Raw genomic sequence first — 22,104 nt, 5'->3', positions numbered from 1 at the left:
ATTCCACGACTAACTAATAAAGATCTTGCACCCGGCCCTGTGTTGCTTCATGGGCCAAGTATTCATCATAAGTCGTATCACCACGATCAACAACGCCTTTCGCACTCACTTCGACAATGTGGTCGGCAATCGTTTGAATAAATTCATGGTCATGAGAAGTAAAGACGATGGCGCCTTTGAAATCAATCAGACTATCATTCAGTGCGGTAATGGATTCCAGGTCCAAATGGTTGGTCGGATCATCTAATAATAAGACGTTAGCCCGACTAAGCATCATCTTTGATAACATTCCCCGTACTTTTTCACCACCAGATAGCACGTTCACTGGTCGTTCAACATCGCTACCAGAGAACAACATTTTACCCAGGAAACCTCGCAAAAAAGTATTGTCACTTTCTTCTTTCGATGCAAACTGGCGTAACCAATCAATAATTGGCAATTCACTACCCGCGTATTCTTCATTAATATCTTTAGGCAAATAAGTCCGCGAAGTCGTTTGTCCCCAGGTCACCGTGCCACTATCTGGTGCCATCGACCCAGCAATAATTTGCATCAGCGTTGTCGTTGCCAAATCGTTGCGGCTAATCAACGCCGTTTTTTCATTGGGACGGAGCGTGAAGCTAATGTTATCAAGAATCTTAACGCCTTCAATCGACTTGGAGACATTCTCGACCTTCACAAGGTCATTACCGATTTCACGGTCTGGCGTGAACTTAATGAACGGATATTTACGTGATGATGGTTTGATATCATCCAACGTAATTTTCTCCAATTGTTTCTTCCGTGAGGTGGCTTGCTTAGATTTCGAAGCATTGGCACTGAATCGCGCCACGAATTCTTGCAACTCTTTAATTTGGTCAGCTTTCTTGGCATTGGCATTCGCTTGCAACTTGGCCGCTAACTGGCTAGATTCCATCCAAAAATCATAATTCCCAACAAATAGTGTGATCTTGCCAAAGTCGACATCACACATGTGGGTACAAACTTGATTTAGAAAATGCCGGTCATGAGAAACGACAATGACTGTCTTTTCGTAACCAGCCAAAAAGTCTTCCAACCAGCTAATTGATTGGACGTCCAACCCGTTCGTCGGTTCATCCAGTAATAGCACGTCGGGGCTTCCAAACAGCGCTTGACCTAATAAGACTTTCACCTTTTGCGGTTCAGTTAACTCGCTCATCTTCAAGTGTTGCATCGATTCATCGATACCAAGGTTTTGTAACAACTGGTCCGCTTCCGACTCCGCGTTCCAGCCATCCATTTCGGCAAATTCGCCTTCTAATTCAGCGGCCCGAATCCCATCTTCATCGCTAAAATCAGGCTTGGCATACAACGCATCTTTTTCAGTCATGATTTCGTATAACTTTTCGTGACCACGAATAACAGTTGCTAACACTTCTTCATCTTCGAAAGCAAAGTGATTTTGATTCAAGCTAGACATCCGCTCGTTAGGCCCCATCGAGACCGTCCCAGTAGTCGGTTGTAATTTACCTTCCAAGATTTTTAAGAACGTCGACTTACCAGCACCATTGGCACCAATAACGCCGTAGCAGTTTCCCGGCGTGAATTTTAAATTGACATCTTCATAAAGCTTACGTGTTGAAAACTGCATACTAACATTATTTACGGTGAGCATTCCATTACCTCTTCTTTTTTAAAGTGAAATTGTCCGATAGAAAAGAGGTCGGAATTAAACAAACCTTCCAGACCTCTGTGTCGTTAATTATATAACTTTAATTTTAGCATGCTTTCAGCTCGTTTGGCAATCAAAACCATACGTGATTTTCTGAAAGTATCTTATCATTTTCATAAACAAACTAAATTAACCCCACCCGTAAACACCAGTTTGAACCGTGTCTAGTGAACAGGCTTGCGCGACCAAAGCCCCGTCTGACGATCATCACGCACACCAAGTAACCCAAGTTAGCAAAATACTGGTCTCACAAAAGTTAACTCAAAATATGTTGTTCAATATAATCCAATACACCATTGTCCACATTGGTACCTGTCACCGCTGTCGCATTGGCTTGGACATTTTCAGGCGCATTTTGCATTGCAACCGCATGGGTCGCATAGTGAAACATCTCAAGATCATTGGTGCCGTCGCCAAAAACTAACATCTCATCCGGCAGAATACCCAACTGTTCACCAAGCTGTTTGAGGGCGCGGCCTTTGTGCATTCCCGGCTGAATCAAATCCATACTGCCCTGACCACCTGAAGCGGGTACGGCAATGCCAGCGAGCTTAGGGGTAAGTTCATATACTAACTGGTCCGTCATTGCCGCGGGACAAATAACGTCGAACTTCACAACCGGATCAGTAACTGTGGTTAAATCCGCACATGTCTCTAATTGGTAATAGTAGTCACGCATATTAGCTACAAACTGCGGGTTCGCGTGCGCCAACACATGGACCGTTTGGGTGCCACACAATGCCACTTGTAATTCAGGATACGGTGCCAGGGCCGCTAACACTTGCTGAGTCGCTTGGGGACTGAACGTCGCGGCTTTGAGTCCCGCTTCTCGTTGCCACAGTTCTGCGCCGTTACCACCAATCAACCACATTTCAGGGTAAGCACTAAAGGTCGTGGCTAGTTCCGCCGCTTGGTGACCACTGGCAATCACAAACTGAATACCGCGCCGCTGTAGCGCCGCATAGTCGTTGGCAAACCGCTCCTGGTCATAATCACCATGATCATTTAAAAACGTCCCATCCATATCCGTTGCTATTAATTTAATCGTCATTACTAATCATCCATTTCATGTAAGCCTTTTCTACCCCTTAGCCTACCGATTATGCCCGCAAAGTACAAGTCTTTTCTGATACTTTGTTAGAAGGCACCACCACCGGAGCCACCGCCAAAGCCACCAGAACTACCGCCGGAGAAGCCTCCTGAACCACCCGACGCCGAACTAGCGCTTCCAGAGGCATCTAAGGCGCCACTAAAACTATCGTTGATTGCACCGGACAAATCGAAGTCCAGCCCACCATTCGCATAGAAGAGTGGGTAATACACGAGCATCCCCATAGCCAATGCTTCCGTACCAAAATCAATCGCCAATTGCTTAGTCACTTGATTAGCTAGTCCAAAAGCCGCGGCGTATGGCAAGATTTGTTCCCACAAAATCAAATCACCGACTTGGACCGTATTAAAGTGCCCAATATCCTTAAGCATGCGGCGTAGTCCATTGATTTGATTACGTAATTCCAAGCCTGCGTCAGTATTGATGGCAATCCGCCGCCTTTGAATTATCCAGCCGATCCAGAAAGCCACCGCGGCCACTACCGCTGGAATCACCATCAGGGTCACGACCTTCGGACTAACTAATAACCCAGCACCCGTGGCAATCATCCCCATAACACTCACGACAACTGCTGCCATCAGCCATTGATTACGAAGCCGATAATTAGTTTCGTCTTGATAGACCGCCACGTCTTGGTCTACTTCGGTCTGCCAGCGGCTAAACCATTTGCCCAACCGACCAGCTTTATCACGCTTCCCATATTTTTTGAGATCCGTTAACATGAACTGCCCGTCAACCGCGATTTTATCAAAACAGTGAGCCAAAAATGAGTTAGTCACTGGTTTCAATTGCGTTAACCGCACATCCGGTTTTCGGTGACCCGCAACCGTTTCAATCGTTATTTCGTGATTAGCTGCTGCTCGCAAAATTTCAGCCGTTAAAGCATCCGTATTCGGCGACCGCTGTGCCCACAATGACTCAGCAACTGCTGGTGTTACTGGTGGCACGTCAAATGAATGATTGATGGGAATCGGCTGCTGATGTGGCTTAGCCGGATGACGAGCCAGCCACCAAAGATAGCCAATCATGACCAATAACCAACCAGCCACCGCGGCACCAAAGATAACGCGACGCAGTAACTGATTACGTCGCCGTTTTTCATTAGCTTCCTGTGCCAACTTAGCTTCTTGTTTTTGGACCGTCGCTTTTCGCTTGGCAGTATTCGTCCGCGTATTCGTCGCCGTGACCGTGGTTGGAAATAGTAGGTGACTTTCAACGAATTGGTTCGCGGGATTATGTCCCAACGTCATCGTCACCCGGCCTGCCGCGCGCTCAACTTTCGTCTGACCACTCAACGGTCCGTGCGTCCAGGCTTGTAACGCGCTCACATTCTTGGCAGGTAACTGAATCACGATTTTGACATTATTCAGTGGTACATCCCAGCCACTACCAATCACTTTCCAATTCAGTTCGGCCGTGTCTGCATAGTTCGTTACGACCCCTTTAAGCCGATACCGATAGACAACCCGTAACTTATCATCTTCTTGAACTTGCCGGTAGAGCTTGACACGCATCCGGTCAGCATTTTGGGTCAACTGATACGTGTTGTTGGCCCCCGTTTCACTTGGCGCCGCCGTCACCGTGGTCCCACCATTCAGTTGCGTCGTGACCCCTTCCAACTGGGCCCCCTGAATACCTTTCAAATCTTGAACATTAAATACCCCGTGATAATCATCATCAAATTGATAAGTCATCGCTTGCGTTACATTCGCACTACCATCACGTTGAATGGCTACATTGACTTGATATTGGTCAATATCATAATCCGCAGCCGCGCGCATTGCTAAGCTAAACCACCAACAAAATCCTGCCAATAGTCCGAGCACGCTCAGCCAACTTAATCGTCGCTTCTTCGACATCTCACCATCGCCCCCTCCAATAATCGTTAGCCCTAGTTTATCATACTCCCCCGGTCGTGGGGCGCGAGATACTGCCACCGCTTTCTTAGGCAAAGCCGTCCTTTTGTTGTAGCATATAAAGTGACACGAAAGGGGTTTTAGTCATGCCACAAACCACGTTACCGACTCACATTCAAGTGCGAGGCGCACACGTCAATAATTTAAAAAATATCGATATCGACATTCCACTCAACGAATTTGTTGCGATTACTGGTCGCAGTGGGTCCGGTAAGTCATCACTCGCAATGGGCGTCCTGTACGCTGAGGGGGCCCGCCGCTACTTAAACGCCCTGTCAACCTTTACCCGCCGCCGAATCAATCAGGTCGGCAAAGCCAGTGTTGATTCAGTACAATACTTACCATCTGCATTAGCGCTACGCCAACGCCCCCAGGTTCCCGGCGTCCGTTCAACCGTCGGCACCATGTCTGAAAGCTTAAATATCTTAAGGCTAGCCTTCTCACGACTCAGCTCAGCAGTTTGCCCCAATGGTCACCGCATGCCACCAACGCTCGATGTGGCTGAAAATGATGGTTACGTCACCTGTCCGACTTGTGGCGCCAAATTCAGAGCGCCCGGCGCCGAAGATTTCGCCTTCAATTCAGGTGGGGCCTGTCCGACTTGCGGTGGCCTAGGCCAAGTTCGCCAAATTGACCCGGCACTCATTATTGCGGATGAAAATCAAACTATCGAAGAAGGGGCCGTTGCTTCTTGGCACCTGCCTGGACGTAACTTTATGCCGATCGTTGCACGCGAAATTGGGATTCCCATCGATATTCCGTATAAAGACCTTAGTGAAGCCGATAAAACACGCGTATTGCATGGTCCTAAGCAAACCGTTGCCATCAACATTCCAAGCGCTAAAGGTAAAATCTTTCACATGGACAACGCTGTCTACGAGAACGCCTTTGCCGCCGTTGAAGATAGTATGGCGACGACCAAAAATGAACGGGCAATTACTCGGCTGAATCGCTTTTACAAGTTTGATACTTGTCCAGATTGTCACGGATCACGCTTCAATCCTCAGTTGTTTAACTACGAATTAAATGGTCAAAACATTGCGACGGTTAGTGATATGACTGTCGCCGCCTTGCATGATTTTGCGGCCACGATTGTCCCGTGGCTACCTACTAAGATGCATCATCTTGGACAATCCCTTGTTGATGAATTGCTACTCAGCCTGCAACCCATGGAAGAACTTGGACTCGACTACCTCACACTCAGTCGCCCCGGCGCGACCCTGTCAACTGGTGAATTACAACGCATTCAGCTCGGACGCACTTTGCGTAGCACCACGACTGGCGTGTTATATGTCCTTGATGAACCTTCCGTTGGACTTCATCCAGCTAACGTGGCGGGCCTAATCAAAGCTTTCCGCGGGCTAGTCGCCCAAGGAAATTCCGTCGTGGTGGTTGACCACGACACTAGTATTATCAGTGCAGCTGATGATGTTATTGAGATTGGTCCGGGGGCTGGTAAGCACGGCGGTACCGTTGTCGGACAAGGCACTGTCGCAGCCATCAAGCAGGACAAAGAGTCCTTAATTGCGCCATTTCTCACCGGTACTGCCACGCTGCGTGAACGCCCCGTATTAACCGACGATGCGCTCTGGAAAAAGGGGGCCCTTGCTATTGAAGTGGCTCATCACTTTAACATCCAAGACATTACGGCGCGCATTCCCAAAAACCGTTTCACGACCGTCACGGGTATGAGCGGCGCTGGTAAAACGACTCTGGTACTAGATAGTTTGATTCCAGCACTGATTGCCACAGCTAAAAAGCGACCACTCCCAACCCACGTTAAGGCCTTTGACAATGGTCACATTCGGCACGTTGTTACCGTCGACTCAGTGCCCGTTGGTAAGAATGTACGGTCAACGGTCGCCACTTATACCAACATTCTCGACCATCTACGCCAATTATTCGCCGCCACCCCAGCAGCACAAGCAACCGGTTGGACCGCTAGCCAATTTTCATATAACGTCGCTGCGGGTGCTTGCCCAACTTGTGGTGGTACGGGCCAAATCTCCTTAGATGTGCAATACCTGCCAGACATCACCGAAGTCTGCCCCCAATGCCACGGCAAGCGCTACAATAAACAGACGCTGACCGTCAAATGGCATGGCTATTCGATTGCGGATATTTTAGATCTCGCGGTTGACGAGGCCCTACCAATTTTCAAAGCGCAATCCGCCATCGCTAATACACTCCAGATTCTGCATGATATGGGACTAGGCTACTTACTATTAGGTGAAAGTACGCCGGCACTCTCGGGTGGCGAAGCTCAGCGCCTGAAGCTCACCTCCCGCATTGGCAAACGCCAAACGGGAACGCTCTTTGTCTTCGATGAGCCTTCAGTCGGTTTGCACCCGCTCGACATTCAGCAACTCGTCAAAGTCTTTGACCAACTGATTCAACAAGGGGCAACCGTCATTGCCATCGAACACGATCTCGACGTAATCGCCAACGCTGATTACGTTATCGATATGGGACCCGCGGGCGGTATCAACGGTGGTAACATTGTCGCCACCGGTACCCCATTAGCCGTTAGTCAAAATCCAACTAGTGTAACAGGGCAATATTTGAAGACGCATTTGGCCCTATTCCACGTTTAACCAATGAACTGATGACCGACCTCATTCATCACAACGGTCTTATCGAATATTTAATCAAAAAGCGTGTCTAACCCCCAGCTAGTCAACTTGCTAGGGGTTAGACACGCTTTTGTTGTGCTGCGATGGTGCCAATGAAGCGGACGAAACTAACGTCCTTTTCCTTAATGTACCATTTCAGTTAGTCAGCCGTCCCAAGATGTCTTTTTGAGCACTGCATTTCACTAAATCCATTCGTAAGTCATCACAAAGCTGATAGCCACATCCTAACGCCAAATTGAAATATCAATAACAAAAGATTAACAATTAATCACTGCCGGTGCGCCATCACTGCCCAGATCAACGCCAGCGCACTCACACCAATCATCACCGAACACGCCGCCGTCGCACCAACTAAGTTATATAATAAAACGATGCCGACGCTACCAACGGGTGCCGCGAACGTCACAATCGAACTGATGGTACCAAAGACCGTCCCTGTTAAGTGCGGGTCAATTTGTGGCATCATGATGGCGAACATCTTCGGGTCCAGTTTGCCACTCATGAAGCCCACTGCAAATATGCCCCCAAGAATCAAGATTAGTTGTGGAACGACTAGTAAAATCACATAGGTCAGCATCGGCGCTAGCATCGCTGCCAGTAACAATTGAAACAATGAGAGCCGATCAAACCAAGTATTTTTAGTAATGCCACCCAATACGCTCCCGGTAACAAAGACCACGTTGACCATTAAAATTGCGACCGAATAGCTCACGGGCATGCGGGACGCCAAATCAATAAACATTAAGTTCAAAATCGCATCAATGCTCATCGTTGCGACGTTTAAAATCATCAGAATACCCAGATAACTGACTGCACCCATTCTAGTCGTCGTCAGCATCACTCGCTGAATCACGGGCCAGGCCTCAATATGTCGTGGTCGTACAGCAACTTTGGGAGTCGACTGAATCGCTGAACGTCCGGCCAACAAGCAGCTAGCGGCTCCAATAAAAGTCATCGCATTCACTATTCCAGCTAACGCATAATCATGCCACTGGGCGATAATCAAGACCCCTAGTGTTTGACCCAGTGGCTCAACAAGTGTACTTACGCTCGCATTAAGCCCCATCACTTGTTGGCGATCGTCAGGCCCAATCCGGTCTTGAATAACAATTGTCAAAATACTGCCACCATATCGACCTAGTAGATCCGAAATAAAATTAATCGCAACGACCACGTAGAAAACAACCACCGTTTGCTGAGTAATCACTTGGGCCAAGACGAGATATAACCCCGCTTGAACGACCTTAATTCCAATCAGCCAGTTAGTTTTTCGACGCGTCTGATCAGCGAGTCGCCCCGTTAATCCCCCAAAAACGTACGGCACAACTGTCACCACCGAAACGATGGCAACAAACCAATGCGGATTTGGAAAATTCTTTGCGTACGTGAGTAAAATGATATTGAACAAACTCACCCCCAGCGTCGTAAAAAAATTTGCACTAGCAATCGTTTGGAGGGTCCGATTTTTTAATAAAGTCAGCATTAGCCCATCTCCCATTAAGATAATGGACTTAGCTTACTCGTCATTACCGTGGTACAATCAGCAAGTAGGTTGCATATATGCCACATTAAGGAGTGCTAGATGACAAACATCGGAGAAACTATTCATCAGATTCGATTAAGTAAGGGCTTAACTCAACAAGAAGTGTATAGCGGTATTATCTCGCGCTCATTCGCCTCACGCTTTGAGAGTGGTGCCAACGATATTGGCGCCAGTAAACTCTTTGCAATTCTGGATAACTTAGCAATTTCAGCCGACGAGTTACGATTCATACACCAAAACTACCAACCATCAGCATATGACCAGGCCCTTTGGACAATTCGTCACGCTTATGAAACGCTAAATTTTCCCGCCCTAGCCACTTGGATTCGCGAACATCGACACAGCCCCCACGCCTACGAACAACTCATCGCCAGTTATGCCAGCATCTTGATGCTATCCTATGACCATCGTTCAATCGGCATAACAACCACGACCCAGCCCGCTTTTGATCACCTGCGCCAAGCCAAGACTTGGACCCTGCAGGAACTAAAATTAGTGCCCGTTCTAATTCCAATTATTGCATCCATCGACGGCTTGGCCGCGCTAACACCACTGACAACCCGTATGGCCGCCAATTGTGCCAGTTATCAAACGGCTTGGGGCGATCCCTTTCACGTCAGCAACGACTTACTCGATTTTTATGGATCACTATTTCAAACTAAATTGAACTTTCATGATTTTCAATCCGCTCAAAATCTGAAAACCAAGTTCACTGCCATCGACAGTCACCAGTTAAACTGGGATGGGCGGTTGAGCCAACAATTCTGGCTTGGCATCTGGAATCTCTACTTTGGCGACTGGCAAATTGGCAACCAATTGCTTGATGAAGTCAGCGTCTTAGAAACACATCATCACCCCCGGATTGATAATACGTTATTTGCAATTCGTAACGTTCGCACTAAGCAAGCCCAGACTTATCGCCAATCGCATCAGTCTCACAAGCATCTTTAACACCGAAAGCCTGTTCTAGCCTGGCAATAAATTATGCCAGACTGGAACAGGCTTTTTCTTAATCACACATACTGATTAACTGGCCTAAGGCTTACTGAATAATACAGTCTCACTTGCGCCAGTCCCAAAGACCAACAATCTGCAAGGCCCACTGAGAAACTGCCATTTGATATAGCCCTGTCTGGTTCTTCAGGGTTACTCAACCTTGAAGATGCTCGTTCAGTTAGCGCTAAGTTACTTAGTTTACAAATCGTAAGAGTTGAGCCGTAAGTGTACACACAGACCCCATCAAAAACTGGTGACACCTGGGCACATGTATGATTTTTAGTATGTATTGATACTGGTGAGCAGACGTCTTCATTAAAATTAGATTTGAAAATAATTAGTTTTTGGCGTATCGTCTATGTCAACCAAATAATTAAGGAGGCGTTTTAATGAAAAACGTGACACGAATTTTAACGCTTAGTAATGGGTATCATCTTTGGAGCCACACTAGTAACTTAGGCGGTCGCACAAAATTGCTCTGCCTTCACGGTGGCCCTGGAGATACTCATGAAGTTTTTGAACGTTTTGGTCCTGAATTAGCCGACCTCGACATTGAGGTGACGATGTATGACCAACTCGGTTCGTGGTACTCCGACACCCCTAACTGGGACGACGATGCTATCCGACAACAGTATCTCACCGAAGATTATTACCTGAGCGAGGTTGATGAGGTTCGCCAACAATTAGGGTATAAACACTGCTATCTCGCAGGTCACTCCTGGGGTGGCATGCTCGCAATGACATACGCAGCAGATCATCAAGACCAACTTGACGGGCTAATCATCATTAGCATGATCGACAATATTGCCGATTACTTAAAGCGGATGCACGCAATTCGCACCGCGGAGTTTTCACCAGCTGAAAATGCCTTTATGCTCGCAATTGAAAAACGTCAACAATGGAATAACCCCCACTATCGCCAATTAATAACACACCTCTACCACCAATATATCAATCGTCGTCACCCCAGTATGATGCAACATCAACTCGATATTCAAGCCAAGCCCGTTTACAACCATTTTCAAGGCGACAACGAGTTTGTCGTTTATGGGGTACTTGATGACTGGGACTTCTCGGATACACTTGCAACAATCCAAGTACCGACACTGTTAATGTTTGCTGATCACGAAACCATGCCACTAGCAACGGCTGAACGAATGCAACAGCGCATGCCGAACGCAAAGTTAGTCGTAACACCGGACAGTGGGCATAATCATATGGTCGACAATCCAGCCGTATTCTTTACTTATCTACGAAACTATTTTTCTGATCAATTGGGCCGCTAACAAAGCACCGTTGTCAGTTGCGACAAACGACGCCTCACTAATTGTCAACGCCAGCAACCACAGTGCCACTTTATGAAAACATCTACGCTCACTCGTTTACCATCTCAATGCCCTGACTTTATGCCATACTGAGGAGAAATTGCCTATGGATTTAAAACACACCCCTAGTTCATCTAATACTAACCTTGACGAATTTGGCTATCAACAAGAATTAAAACGAACACTATCTGTTAAAGATTTGGTTATTTACGGCCTAATCTTTATGGTGCCAATCGCACCAATGGGGATTTATGGCGCTGTTATTTCGGTTTCACAAGGTATGATTGCGTTGACCTATGCCATTGGGATGCTGGCGATGTTCTTTACCGCTCTCAGCTACGGACAAATGTCACAGGCCTTTCCCGTGGCTGGATCAGTTTATGCCTATGCAAAACTTGGCATCAATAAATCAATTGGTTTTCTGTCTGGTTGGATGATTATTTTAGATTATATCTTTGTCCCCGCATTACTCTACATCATCGCTGCCAATTCATTAAAATCCCTCCTACCAACCATTCCAACTTGGCTATGGCTGGTTGGTTTTATTGCAATCAATACCCTTATTAATGTTGGAGGCATTGCCTTCACTGCTATTGCAAATCGAATTTTTCTCATTGGTGAATTAATTGTACTTGTTTTTTTCATTATCCTCGGGAGCTATGGCTTAATGCGGGGAATTGGAAATGGTTTCACACTAAAACCATTTTATGACGCAAGTCACTTTAATCTTAATTTTGTCATGACAGCCACTTCAGTAGCAGTTCTCAGCTTTTTAGGTTTCGACGGCATTAGTACCCTAGCGGAAGAAACCACTGGTGGTAATCAGGCTGTGGGAAAAGGTATCCTATGGTCGCTATTAATTGTAGGCGCATTATTCATCATTCAGACTTACTTAGCTGCTCTAATCGTTCCTAACTGGCATTCTTTTAACGATCTAAATACTGCATTTTACGTCGTCGCCGGCAAGGTCGGTGGCCCATTCCTAACTGATTTAACCACTATTGCCACCATTCTCTCTTGGGGATTTGCCAATGCATTAGCTGCCCAAGCTGCAATTTCACGAATCCTATTCGGAATGGCCCGTGACCACAATTTGCCACACGTTCTTGCCCGTGTACATCCCCGATTCAAGACCCCATATATGAGTACTTTACTAGTAGCTATTATTTCACTGCTTGTCGGGTTAACTTTTATGAATGACAGTGGGACACTCTCTGAAATCGTCAATTGTGGTGCCCTGACCGCTTTTCTAGTGATTCATATTGCCGTTATTAACCACTTCTTTATCAAGCAACATTCCCATGACTATTGGCATCATCTCATTGTACCAATTATCGGTTTTATCATTATTGGCTTCGTTATGATTAATTTAAACGTATTAGCAAAAGAAATTGGCGGAATTTGGTTACTTATTGGTATTGGCTACTATCTCATCTTGCGTGTATTACAGCGGAATACGGAAATGAATTTATAACTCATGATGGTCTGAGCTTGAGCAACGTAAAAAGAACTTCTCCAAATTAGAAGAAGTTCTTTTTGCATGATATAAAACAACCCCTGGCTTAAACCGACTTTGTCTGGTTCAAATGCGGTAGAGCTAAGAAAATCACTAATCCAATAACAAATAAAATACTTAAAGAAGCAGCACCAATCGTTGACTTCCCCGTCATTTGGGTCACGATTCCAACTAGGACGGGGCCCATCACGGCTGAGAACTTACCGAGAATATTGTAAAAGCCGAAAAACTCACTCCCACTAGTCTTAGGAATCAAACGACCGAAGTACGAACGACTGAGCGCTTGAATCCCACCCTGACTGGTTCCAACTAGTATGGCTAAAATCCAAAAATCCGTCGTACTATTCAACCGCAACGCGTACAAGCAGATACCTAAATAAATAATAATGCCAAGCAAGATGCCCGTCCGGGTCGACGTTTTATTCGCTAACCACCCGTAAAGCAGTGAAAACGGAAACGCGACTAGCTGAACAACCAGCAAGACGATCATCAACGTGGTCGTCGTAATTCCCATATCCATCCCAATCGAAGTTGCCATTGTAAAGATCGTGTCGACTCCATCAATGTAGAAGAAGTACGCCACCAAGAACCACGCCGCAGCGCGATAATTCCGGATGTGTTTCAAAGTCGACCATACCCGTTGAAAACTTGAACGCACCGGATGTGCACTGGGTGCTAACGCGTACTTTTGGTGAACGTTTTTCAACAAAGGAATGTAAAAGATAATCCACCACGCAGCGGCTAAGACAAAACTCCACCGCGCGACCCCATAGCTTGATAATTGACCAAAACCACTGGTTAATTGTAAGACCAAGAATAAGATAAACGCCAAGACACCACCGAGATAGCCAAACCCATAACCATATGACGATAATCGATCCATCTGATCGTTTGGCGCCACGTCAGTCAGAAAACTGTCATAAAACAGATTACCACCGGAATAACCAATAATTGATAAAATATAAATACCTAATAGCCACTTCCAGGCACTAGTCGGGGCAACACTCAGCCCTAGCGTCATCACCATTCCAAGTATCGAAAAGATGTTGAGCATTCGTTTCTTGGCATGGGGATAGTCTGCTAGTGCACCTAGGACGGGCGCCAAAATCGAAACTAGTAAGGTCCCAATACTATTGGCATAACCCCAGTAAGCCGTTGCATTAGCCGGTGTCACACCGCTACTTTGGGCAACTGCCTTAAAGTAAACGGGTAGCACCGCCGTTGTGACAATAATGCCATAGCCCGAGTTGGCCCAATCGTAAAAGATCCAACCCCACTGCTGTTTATTAAATTTCATTAAGTTACTTCGCGGGAACCTCTGATCGCAATCGGAGGCGGAACGAGCACTAACCACAATATTAGTGGTGCTGATGTCCGCCCGCTTTTCCTCTCTCTCTCTTTTTTGTCTAGTCTTTAAAAACACCATCGAGGCAATGTCCCGGCATGGGGCCATCGAAATTCAATCCGAGTAACCGCGCAAATGTCGGCGCTTCATCGACTAAGTTAGCCGTTTCAATCGTCCCACCAGCTTTAACTGCTGGTCCATTGAATAACAGGGTCGTTTGATAGTCAGGCTTAGTCGGGTCATATCCATGAACCCCGTGGTAACGGTCTGGTTGTCCGAGTGTCGCTGGATGGACGGGTTCAACCACAGTTGGTCGTCGACTTTCATCAGTAAAATAATAGCCTTCCTGGGCTTCAACCATCAATGCACAAGCGGGGTCGGCACCACGACGTGCAGCTGCCTCCCCAGTAATGATGGTCTCAACACCTTCCACCTGACTAACCAGGGCCTTCAATTCATCTAACTGGTCAAATTCCGGTCGCGTATAAATGTACGTTGAGCCGTCCGCCGTCTTCGCCATCACGGACCAGTCATCTTCAAACGTCTGATCTTGACGTGCGGTCAACCAGCCCTGCTGAGCGAATAACGTATTTAAATGAATCATGTGATCCACATTGATTTGATAGTGATCACCTAAAATAACAAAGTTGGTATCCGCAAACGTGCCCGCAGCTTTAGTCGCGTCAATCAACTGGCCCACGTGCCGGTCTAGCCGGTGTAAAGCTGCCATGGCCTCACTGGATCGCACACCATAGCGATGGCGCATACTATCCATGTCGACTAAGTGAATCATCGTTAGGTTCGGCTTCTTATTCGTTAACGTATCGACTGCACAAGCCGTGATGAATTCATCTAGTTGGGGCTGCTTAATCCCATTACGAAGATGCCCATACTTATGATTCATCGCGAGTAAGAAGAGCGGTGAACTCGCCTTCAACGAGACGAGAACTTGGTTCGTCCAAATGCGGTTAGGAAAGATCTCGGCAAGGTTATATGTAATCTTGCTGCCAGCCGTCACTGGCCATAAAAAAGCCGCCGTTGTTAGCTTCTTTTGCCGTGCCAAATCATATAGTGTTGGTACTTGAACGTCCTTTTGATACCAATACCAATCTGGTGAACGGCGTGTCGGTTGTAACTTAGTATTATTAACGATTCCATGCACGCTGGGATACTGTCCCGTAATAATCGTGGTATGTGACGGATATGTCAGTGTTGGATAAATGCCTGTCACCGACTTGACCCAAGTACCACCGGTCATCAATCCACTCAGAACGGGTAATTCTGCTTGATGTTCGCGTAAATCACGAAATCCTAACGCATCTAAGGAAATAATGACCAAGTGTTGATTTGTTGCCATCTCAATCGCTCCTTCTTACTTAATAAGCTTATTCGTATTATTATACCGCAGAAAATTAATTGGTGTCAGGATCGTTGACAAAAAACGGGCGATCAGTGAAGCACGACTGATCGCCCAGATTTATTTTCAATAATTACCAGCTAACAATCCCTGTTCTTGTAACCACCGCAATGCTAATTGTGGCCATATTGCAGCCTGGTCATTCAAATACTTGTCCTTGCCAGGTTTTTGCGTCACATGATTGGCTAACGCTAACCCATGAATCCCACTACCAAATAAATGATACGCAGTTGCGACCTGATGTTGTAGCATGGCCTGCACATATTTTAACGAATTGATTGGCGGGACCAACTCATCCGTCGCCGTTTGCCAGACAAAAGCGGGTTTACTAGCTGGTGTGACTAGGCGCTGGGCTGCCCACAACCGGGCATCCGTGGTAATCTGATTACGCGCCGCCGAAGTCGTGGGAAACCCCGCTGTCAAATCAATGACTGGATAGCCTAAAATAATGGCAGCATGCTGGCCTTGATAATGATCCAAATGATACCGTGTGCGCAATTCTGGTTGGGTCGCAACACCATTATAAGTCGCAACCACGTGGCCGCCAGCCGAAAACCCGGCAAGAATAATCCGCTGACAATCAACATGGTGCGCGGACGCCTGGGTCGTAATCCAATCAATTGTTGCACCTAATTGCTGCAACGCCCAAGGATAGACGGACTGATCTCCCACAATTAATTGGTAATTCAAGACCACCGTATGCATTCCGGCGGCCATCATCCGGGTTGCAATTGGCGCTTCTTCCCGCCCAGAATGATAAGTAAAGCCACCTCCCGGGCAGATAATCATGATTGGATAATCAACAGCTGTTTCAAAATCACTAATTTGGTCTAACCAATACGCCGTGATCTGAAATGGGTGTGCCGCAGTATTTAATGTGCGCTGTTCAACTTGCATATGTTCCCCCTCCTACTCCCGTATTACCGACTTGATTTCGCTTTCATTATAGTAGGTCACATGATTGCTTGTCAATTTTTATTCGAATAAATATCGATATTTATTCGCTTGTTTACTCGCTAATGACTATTATTTGCTATAATTAAATTAATTATATGATGAGCGGGGGTATTAAAATGGGGAAACAAACATTCAGCGACATCTATCACGTTTTAAAGGACCGCATTCTCACGGGACACTACAGCGTTAAGATGCGATTACCCATTGAAGACGAATTAATTACAGAATTTGATAGCAGTCGCTATGCTGTTCGTAAGGCAATCGCACAACTAGCCAAAGACGGCCTAGTTTACAGCGTTAAGGGGCGCGGGGTGGTCTTATTGGAGCACACGCCACAAACCCAGCAATTCAATCTGGCTTTAAATAATCTCAACGGTCTGCAGAGCCTCAACGCGGAGCGCCACCTCGATTATCAGACCGAGGTCGTGGCCTTTCAGCAACGAATCGTTGACCAGCCGCTTAGCACACATACCGCTTTTGAGGTGGGTATTCCAGTGTATGCTATTCAACGGGTTCGGATCGTAGACGGTATTCGGGCAGTGCTGGACATTAACTATTTTAACGCCCAGCGCACTCCCACTCTGACTAAGACCATTGCCCAACACTCAATTTATCAACACTTCAAAAAAAATGGTCTGAAAATTGCTGTCGTTAAAAGAATGCTACGAGTCGAATCCGCCAACGAACTCGACAAAGCTCAGCTAGCGCTCGGTGATAATAATTGCGTCGGTAATATGATTAGCATCGCATTTAACGATGAAGGACGCCAGGTTGAATACACTGAATCCCACTTTATTCCGAACGAATTTAACTTCAATGAATTAATTCGTAATTAAACCTTACCAACATTACTTAGCTGAATGGTCATCCGGACCATCCAGCTTTTTATTATGGTTACTTACTTTAGACCAATTCAGTCGGTCAATTAAATTTATCCGTGAATAGGTTTCAACATAAATTAAAAATATATTCGAATAAAAGTTGACTAATGTGCTGAATTATTTATAATAAATATCATAAATGCTAATGGGGGTTAGCATTTATACCACGTTTCACTAGTGGCGCATTTGGGGTCAAGAGATTAGGTCGGTCATGGAGTAGAGAGAATTGAGCGTCACTAGACCAATTTGGTTTAGTGACTTTTTTATGCAAAAAAACTGTTGATTCGCAAGATTAAACTTGCCGAATCAACAGTTGCTTCAAAATACAATTTTAAGCTTAATACTGACGCTTCCGCCGGCTAACCGCTGCAGCACCTAATACTAATGTACTTGCTAATGCGATTCCCGCTAAACTAATCATCTGACTTGGCGCTTCATCAGTCTGTGGTAATGCTTGCCCCTTAGCCACTGCCAACGCGCTAGCCACCTTAGTTCGTAGAGCTTGTAATTGCGCTACTAACGCCGTATTATGATGCGCTTTAGCTTGTGCGATTGCCCGGTCAATCAAGTTGATCAGTGTTTCCTCATCCTTAATCTGATCGCCAACCACTGCTTCTTTTTGAACTTCCTCAAACGCCGTTTCCAATTCAGTCGCAGTTTCGTCCGTGACCCAGTCAGCTGTAATTTCATTGTCGACTTCTTCTTCGATTTGGTCGACAACTTCGTCTGGCGTCACACCAGCTTCGATTTCATCCTCAATATCGTCTTCAAATTCTTCTTCTGCGTCTTCAGCTTCTTCTTCGTCCTCAATCTCGTCAAAGTCAGGCATTTCAACATCGATGCTTGGATGAACTGGTTTGTCGTACTCTTCTTCTTCTTCGCCATTATCTGGCATTTCGATATCAATACTTGGATGTACCGGTTTGTCGTATTCTGGTTCTTCTTCTTCGCCATCGTCTGGCATCTCGATATCGATACTTGGATGTACCGGTTTGTCGTATTCTGGTTCTTCCCCCTCGCCGTCATCTGGCATTTCAATGTCGATACTTGGATGTACCGGTTTGTCGTATTCTGGCTCTTCGCCCTCGCCACCATCTGGTAATTCGGCATCAATACTTGGATGTACCGGTTTCTCATAGTCCGGAACTGGTTCTGGATCATTTTCATTATCAACATTATCCTGTAAATCCCAACGATGGGTCTCCGCCTTCACGTTGACTTTATTAGCAATGATGTTGCCATCAATATTTTGATTTGCATCAATTTCCGCCGCTGGGGCTAAAATACTGCCTTGAAATGGCCGGTCGACACTAATGACACCAGTTGCTAACTTGTCACTCGCGGTTGAATCATAGAAGTTCCAAAGCAAATGGTTATCACCAAAGTCTTCAGTTTCTTTATTATTCCGCTCCGTACCGTCATCATAAATGATTTTGATCTGCGAGTTAACTTGATAGTTGGTCGCACCTGCCGTATCAACATTAATAATGACCGTATTACCATCCGCATCTGCCGATAGTCCCTTGATTGTCAGCGGCGTACTCGTGTTTAAAACATCCGCTGACAGATTGATCACAATGTGTCCATCCGCATCAGGTTGCATATCCGTCACATCGATGACCCGCTGATTCATATCTTCAAAACTGTCACTCGTATAGGTGGCGTTCGCGGACGCTTCGCTAAGACTAGCGCTCAATTGTTCCAACTTAGCAAACTCTTTGTCAAAATCAATATAGACGTTACCATCTTTGTCTTGATAAACTTCAGAGGCAAGTAAATGGTCGATATAGACCCCGTTGACCATCGGCCGATTAGGATTCGAAACATCAATCTCAATATTTTCGCCAAAGATGACTTTATTGCTCCGCGTCTCACCAGCCGAAACAAACGAACTCCCAGCAATATTACTGATATTTTGAATATACGAAATATCTTTATCTAGTAATTCTTCAATAATGTTCGTCCCAAAGTTAACGTTGCCCACTAAGTTTTGCACCGCAACGTTCCCATTCGTATGGGCATGTAGTTCCGCTTCCCGCGCAAAAATATGGAATTGAGACGAAACCCCGAGCATGTTATGTAGATCCGGGTAGTCGTCCGTCACATTGCCACCATCGGCAACGGCATCGTTTGCTTGGGTCACAGCTTGACTAAGCGCCACCGCGGCGGTCTGAGGCGTCGCAATTGTCGTCGACTGGTCTTTAGTTGTCGCGGTTTGCTGGGTTGCACTATCACTAGTCGTCGTACCGGTAGTCTTAGCACTAGCATCGGTAGTTTTAGCAACCGTTGCCGCGGTATCATTGCTGGTAGCTGAGTCAGTAGTCGCACCTTTATTAGAACTAGTTGTTGTCCGCGCAGCCGTTGCAGTGGCAGAATCAGTTGTGGTCGACGTCTCTTTTGTCGACTCTGAACCGGTTGTCGCATTCGTCTCTTTTGCCGTCTTTGAACCAGCTGTCGTATCTGAACCAGTTTCAGTATTGGCACTAGTTGTCTCATCCAAATTGGTGGTAGCGTTTGTATCAGTATCCGTTGCCGCCTTAGTTCCAGCCACTGTGCCAGCAGCAGTCTTTGAATTCGAACCATCGGTATCTAAAACCGGCTGATTTTGGTTAGTCACATCCGCTTCAGTTGTGGCCGTAGTCTTCAAAGTTTGTGTCTTAGCCGTGACTGATTTGGTTGTGCTTGAACTGGTTGATGCCGTATCAGTCCCCGTTGCAGTCGTTCCATCATCAGCCCGAGCCACCAGCGTTGTTGTGCCCATCGTCAAGATAACGGCACATGCAAACGCCCAGCGACGGCCAATTTTGTACATTTTAAAATTCGTCCGTTTTCGCTCCATCATTTACCCACCTAAAATATAGTTTATTAACTTTCCTTTAATTCAATTCTATTTTCACGCTTTTTCATACAACATTCAACTCTTTATATAATTTATTTTGTATTGTTATATAAACAGTGGATGACTGTCAATAGACGTGCCAGCAACCATTACAGGTCTTAACTAATCATAAGTTAGTATTTTTGTTATCTATTCGTTTACTTGGAATATCGATTATCATCACGCACTTATTTTACACAATGTCTCAAGCCCACAAACAGTCGCCTAAAATTGGTCAATACTTGCCTCGCAGTACGAAAAATTTTGGTGTGAAAGCTCGTTTAAGCAATCACAACAGCCGCATATCCACACAAAAAAAGACTGGTCACAATCAACCAGTCTTCAATAATTTAATTAGTCACGTATTGACCAACGACGGTCAGTCCCGTTAACACTTTACGTCCATGTGGTGATTTGGTGTCAATGACTGCGGTTAATTCTTGCCCCGCAAGATTACCATGATGCTTACCGCCAGCCCATGCTGCAACCCCCGTTACATCATAAACGACACCATCAACCGCCACGTATGCGGGTTGACCATCCTGACCATTATATTTTGCTAATTCAGTTTGATTAAATGTCGCTGAATTCATGCCGAATCACTCCTTCACAATTTACCGTCATGATAAACTGGACTGCCAAGTAAAAGCAAGTGATCCGTTCTTAAACCAAATAATTGACCTATCTTGAACATAACGCGACATCAAACGATCGCCGAAGTAGTTATACCCCCACAACCATCTCGGTAATACCGGCCTAACCTTTGACCGACGAAACTTAATTGACTAGGTAACCATACTTACGTTAGCACCCAATTAATCGTACCCGTGATAGCAGTTGTGCTTATAAGTCTGCCAAAACTTAATCGCTGACCAATTACTGCTACCCACAACTACTTAATCTTAATACCTTATAACATCAGCGACGCCGTACCTCCTAGTACGGCGACCTTGTGAACCAGTACTGTTCATGTGTCCAGTACTGCCCCTAACTGCGTTATTAAAACGCACACCTCAGCCACTACTGCCCATTCAATGGGCTGCGTCGAAGCGTGACGTCTAGACACACCCCGTATCTAGGACGTCGATTGCTTATTGTCAAACAATTAATTACCTTGGGGTGGCCCGATCGTTGCGACCCGATGATTACCAGCCATACTGGTCGTAATACCTGAGATAACAGTTCCCATCGGATCGACTTGATTACTTGCTGCCAGCAACCGTTCTCGAACACGAACAACCGCATGTCTAATCGTCAATACCACCGTCGTTTTAACTGGTTGGAGCCGTTGTGTCAGTAGTGAAATCACTTCAACCAACATCTGCCCAGCAACCACCCAGTCACCCGGTTTAACGTTGAACTTAAATGTAGGCGATTCCAAAGCACTGGTTAATTGACCAATCCGTAGCCAGCCCACCAGACCGTTGGCCGCTCGAAAGCCAATTAACCGTTGATTGGCTGCCACGGCTGTGATAACCCCAGCAAAGGGCGCAACAATTTGATCCGTTGCCGGTATAATTTGCTGCTTAAATCCTAGTAACCCATATAAGTGAACCGTATTTGCAAGGGTCGTCACATTGATCACTTGGCGTTTAACCGGCGCAACTACGGGAATTAATGAGCTAATGACCACTGGCACACTTCTCACTTCCTTACTTTATAAATTGGCAACCATTCGTATTTAAATAACCTTAACAAACGTAACGTAAAAAACTTGTTTTCTTTAATATGTAAGTCAATTAGTTTAAGTCATTGACTGTTATCTTTACAACATAAACCATACCATAATTAAACTAGAATACCAGCATAATTAACGGTTTCGATTAAGGTTTACATCTGTTAGCGTTAATTCGTAAACTCAATTAACGAACGATGCTACTAAATAGCTGAAAT

General features: G+C 45.8%; 15 protein-coding genes. 5 read left to right on the top strand and 10 right to left on the bottom strand.

Going from position 1 to position 22,104, the window contains the following annotated elements; all coding sequences use genetic code 11:
- Nucleotides 1-13: 13 nt before the first annotated feature.
- The 3 genes from ACWQAU_RS08105 to ACWQAU_RS08095 all read right to left on the bottom strand — a co-directional run bounded on the left by ACWQAU_RS08105 (nucleotide 14) and on the right by ACWQAU_RS08095 (nucleotide 4,663).
- Entirely contained in the window at nucleotides 14-1,636 is a 1,623-nt protein-coding gene (locus tag ACWQAU_RS08105; RefSeq protein WP_003644778.1) for an ABC-F family ATP-binding cassette domain-containing protein, read from the bottom strand.
- A 313-nt stretch (nucleotides 1,637-1,949) separates the two neighbouring features.
- On the bottom strand, nucleotides 1,950-2,744 hold the full coding sequence (locus ACWQAU_RS08100; RefSeq protein ID WP_015380831.1) for a Cof-type HAD-IIB family hydrolase: 795 nt from the start codon (nucleotides 2,742-2,744) through the stop codon (nucleotides 1,950-1,952).
- Between the two features lie 86 nt (nucleotides 2,745-2,830).
- Nucleotides 2,831-4,663 carry a DUF2207 domain-containing protein gene (locus ACWQAU_RS08095; RefSeq protein WP_033608045.1) on the bottom strand — a complete coding sequence of 611 codons (1,833 nt, stop codon included), beginning with the start codon at nucleotides 4,661-4,663 and terminating at the stop codon, nucleotides 2,831-2,833.
- A gap of 143 nt (nucleotides 4,664-4,806) precedes the next feature.
- Here ACWQAU_RS08095 and ACWQAU_RS08090 point away from each other — a divergent pair, with 143 nt between their 5' ends.
- Nucleotides 4,807-7,314 carry an excinuclease ABC subunit UvrA gene (locus tag ACWQAU_RS08090; RefSeq protein WP_027821783.1) on the top strand — a complete coding sequence of 836 codons (2,508 nt, stop codon included), beginning with the start codon at nucleotides 4,807-4,809 and terminating at the stop codon, nucleotides 7,312-7,314.
- 307 nt (nucleotides 7,315-7,621) lie between these two features.
- Here ACWQAU_RS08090 and ACWQAU_RS08085 read toward each other — a convergent pair whose 3' ends face one another.
- Entirely contained in the window at nucleotides 7,622-8,836 is a 1,215-nt protein-coding gene (locus ACWQAU_RS08085; protein WP_027821782.1) for an MFS transporter, read from the bottom strand.
- Between the two features lie 99 nt (nucleotides 8,837-8,935).
- Here ACWQAU_RS08085 and ACWQAU_RS08080 point away from each other — a divergent pair, with 99 nt between their 5' ends.
- From ACWQAU_RS08080 to ACWQAU_RS08070, 3 genes are all read left to right on the top strand, one after another.
- Nucleotides 8,936-9,847, top strand: coding sequence for a helix-turn-helix domain-containing protein (locus ACWQAU_RS08080; RefSeq protein WP_011101970.1), 912 nt, complete (start codon nucleotides 8,936-8,938; stop codon nucleotides 9,845-9,847).
- Between the two features lie 434 nt (nucleotides 9,848-10,281).
- Nucleotides 10,282-11,178: a proline iminopeptidase-family hydrolase gene (locus ACWQAU_RS08075; RefSeq protein ID WP_027821781.1), complete on the top strand. Its 897-nt coding sequence runs from the start codon at nucleotides 10,282-10,284 to the stop codon at nucleotides 11,176-11,178.
- 145 nt (nucleotides 11,179-11,323) lie between these two features.
- Nucleotides 11,324-12,691 carry an APC family permease gene (locus tag ACWQAU_RS08070; protein ID WP_027821780.1) on the top strand — a complete coding sequence of 456 codons (1,368 nt, stop codon included), beginning with the start codon at nucleotides 11,324-11,326 and terminating at the stop codon, nucleotides 12,689-12,691.
- Between the two features lie 88 nt (nucleotides 12,692-12,779).
- Here ACWQAU_RS08070 and ACWQAU_RS08065 read toward each other — a convergent pair whose 3' ends face one another.
- The 3 genes from ACWQAU_RS08065 to ACWQAU_RS08055 form a co-directional block, all read right to left on the bottom strand.
- Entirely contained in the window at nucleotides 12,780-14,159 is a 1,380-nt protein-coding gene (locus tag ACWQAU_RS08065) for an MFS transporter (protein WP_079111840.1), read from the bottom strand.
- Complete coding sequence (locus ACWQAU_RS08060; protein WP_027821778.1) at nucleotides 14,140-15,435, bottom strand: alkaline phosphatase family protein; 1,296 nt, start codon at nucleotides 15,433-15,435, stop codon at nucleotides 14,140-14,142. The genes ACWQAU_RS08065 and ACWQAU_RS08060 overlap by 20 nt, the downstream gene beginning before the upstream one ends.
- Before the next feature lie 126 nt (nucleotides 15,436-15,561).
- A complete protein-coding gene (locus ACWQAU_RS08055) occupies nucleotides 15,562-16,392 on the bottom strand; it encodes an alpha/beta hydrolase (RefSeq protein WP_003642196.1) in 831 nt (276 codons plus the stop codon).
- Nucleotides 16,393-16,568: 176 nt separating this feature from the next.
- Here ACWQAU_RS08055 and ACWQAU_RS08050 point away from each other — a divergent pair, with 176 nt between their 5' ends.
- Complete coding sequence (locus ACWQAU_RS08050; protein WP_011101975.1) at nucleotides 16,569-17,288, top strand: UTRA domain-containing protein; 720 nt, start codon at nucleotides 16,569-16,571, stop codon at nucleotides 17,286-17,288.
- A gap of 382 nt (nucleotides 17,289-17,670) precedes the next feature.
- Here ACWQAU_RS08050 and ACWQAU_RS08045 read toward each other — a convergent pair whose 3' ends face one another.
- From ACWQAU_RS08045 to ACWQAU_RS08035, 3 genes are all read right to left on the bottom strand, one after another.
- On the bottom strand, nucleotides 17,671-20,172 hold the full coding sequence (locus ACWQAU_RS08045) for a collagen-binding domain-containing protein (protein WP_027821777.1): 2,502 nt from the start codon (nucleotides 20,170-20,172) through the stop codon (nucleotides 17,671-17,673).
- A 389-nt stretch (nucleotides 20,173-20,561) separates the two neighbouring features.
- Nucleotides 20,562-20,804, bottom strand: coding sequence for a cytochrome b5 domain-containing protein (locus ACWQAU_RS08040; RefSeq protein WP_003642199.1), 243 nt, complete (start codon nucleotides 20,802-20,804; stop codon nucleotides 20,562-20,564).
- A gap of 512 nt (nucleotides 20,805-21,316) precedes the next feature.
- Nucleotides 21,317-21,850, bottom strand: coding sequence for a PTS sugar transporter subunit IIA (locus ACWQAU_RS08035; RefSeq protein WP_003644869.1), 534 nt, complete (start codon nucleotides 21,848-21,850; stop codon nucleotides 21,317-21,319).
- Between the last annotated feature and the right edge of the window lie 254 nt (nucleotides 21,851-22,104).

It is taken from the genome of Lactiplantibacillus sp. 3062, from assembly GCF_055413545.1.
This window is presented reverse-complemented; position numbering and strand designations above follow the sequence as displayed.